This window comes from Curtobacterium sp. Csp2 (assembly GCF_013347165.1).
In genome coordinates, this window is the sequence record NZ_CP054593.1 from 3,941,565 (window position 1) to 3,943,597 (window position 2,033).

The following is a 2,033-nucleotide window of genomic DNA, read 5'->3' on the forward strand; positions in this document are numbered from 1 at the left end:
GTCGTGCCCGTCGCTCAGGAAGAACAGCGAATCCTCGTCCTCGGTTCCGGTGCCCGCGAGCACGCGATCATCACGGCCCTCCTCGCTGAACGCGCAGGGCACGTCATCACGGTGGCCCCCGGCAACGCCGGCATCGCGGCCGACGTCGAGACGGTGTCGCTCGACCCCACGAACGGCGCGCTCGTCGCCGAGTACGCGATCGAGAACGGCGTCGAGCTCGTCGTCGTCGGACCGGAGGCACCGCTGATCGCCGGTGTCGCCGACCCGCTCCGGACCCGGGGCATCCCGGTGTTCGGCCCGAGCAAGGCCGCCGCGCAGCTCGAGGGCTCCAAGGCGTTCGCGAAGCGGATCATGGCCGAGGCCGGGGTGCCGACCGGACGCCCGGTGTCCGCCGGCAGCGTCGAGCAGGCCGTGGCCGCGTTCGACGAGCTCGGCGCACCGTACGTCGTCAAGGCCGACGGGCTGGCTGCCGGCAAGGGCGTCCTGGTGACCGAGGACCGTCAGGCGGCGATCGACCACGCCACGTACTGGCTGCAGCACGGCCCGGTGGTGGTCGAGGAGTTCCTCGACGGCGAAGAGGTCTCGCTGTTCTTCCTGAGCGACGGGCACGACGTCCGCCCGCTCAGCCCCGCGCAGGACTACAAGCGCCTGGGCGACGGCGACGCCGGTCCGAACACCGGCGGCATGGGCGCATACTCCCCGCTGCCCTGGCTCGACGAGCGCTGGGCCTCGGAGCAGGCCTTCGTCGACGAGGTCACCGACCTGGTGGCGCTGCCCACGGTCCGCCGGCTCGAGCACGAGGGCACGCCGTTCGTCGGGCTGCTCTACTGCGGGCTGATCGTCACCGAGCAGGGCGTCCGGGTCATCGAGTTCAACGCACGGTTCGGCGACCCGGAGACCCAGGTCGTGCTCCCCCGCCTCGCCACGCCGCTGAGCGGACTGATGGCCGCCGCAGCGACCGGACAGCTGGCGTCGGCGCCGCGTCCGGAGTTCCGGCCGGAGGTCGCCGTGACGGTCGTCCTCGCGAGCGAGGGCTACCCGGAGAACCCCCGCACCGGCCGCGTGGTCACGGGCATCGACGCCGCGAACGCCCGGGACGGCGTCTCCGTCGCCCACGCCGCGACCGCCGTGCTCGACGACGAGCTCGTCGCCACCGGCGGCCGGGTGCTCAGCGTCGTCGCGGTCGGCACCGACTTCGCCCAGGCGCGGGAGCGCGCCTACGCCGGCCTCGGCGACATCGCGCTCGAGGGCGCGCAGTACCGCACCGACATCGCCGCGAAGGTCGCCCGGTGACCGCCGCGCCCGTCCTGCCCGGCTGGCGGCACGTCTCGTCCGGCAAGGTCCGCGAGCTCTACGTCCCCGAGGGCACGGCCGACGTCGCCGACGCCACCGAGCTGCTGCTCGTCGCGTCCGACCGCGTCAGCGCGTACGACTTCGCGCTCGAGCCGCCGATCCCGGGCAAGGGCGAACTGCTGACGCGGCTGTCCCGACACTGGTTCGACCGGCTCGCCGACGTCCCGAACCACCTGATCCCGGACGGCTCCGGCGGGACGCCCGTCCCCGAGTCCGTCGCCGAGCGGTCGATGCACGTGCTCCCGCTCGACATGTTCCCGGTCGAGTGCGTCGTGCGCGGGTACCTCGTCGGCAGCGGCTGGGCCGAGTACCGGGAGTCGGGCAGCGTCTGCGGCGTGCCGCTCCCCGACGGCCTGTCCGAGGGCGACCGCCTACCCGAGCCGATCTACACGCCGGCGTTCAAGGCACCGCAGGGCGAGCACGACGAGAACATCTCGTACGAGCAGACCGTCGAGCTCGTCGGAGCCGAGGACGCGGCGACCCTGCGCGACCTGTCGCTGCGCGTCTACGGTGCCGCGGCGGCGATCGCGCTCGAGCACGACGTCGTGATCGCCGACACGAAGTTCGAGTTCGGTCGCGACGCCGACGGTGTGATCCGGATCGCGGACGAGGTCCTCACCAGCGACTCGAGCCGCTACTTGGACGCCCGCTCGGGCAACCGCACGGACGCGGTCGACAAG

The 2,033-nt window shown here is 73.0% G+C and carries 2 protein-coding genes; both read left to right on the forward strand.

The window, feature by feature from the left end; translation table 11 throughout:
- Positions 1 to 3: 3 nt before the first annotated feature.
- Positions 4 to 1,293 carry a phosphoribosylamine--glycine ligase gene (purD, locus tag HUN59_RS19165; RefSeq protein ID WP_174779291.1) on the forward strand — a complete coding sequence of 430 codons (1,290 nt, stop codon included), beginning with the start codon at positions 4 to 6 and terminating at the stop codon, positions 1,291 to 1,293.
- On the forward strand, positions 1,290 to 2,033 hold a 744-nt coding region (locus HUN59_RS19170; protein WP_174779572.1), incomplete at its 3' end, for a phosphoribosylaminoimidazolesuccinocarboxamide synthase. The genes purD and HUN59_RS19170, both read left to right, overlap by 4 nt.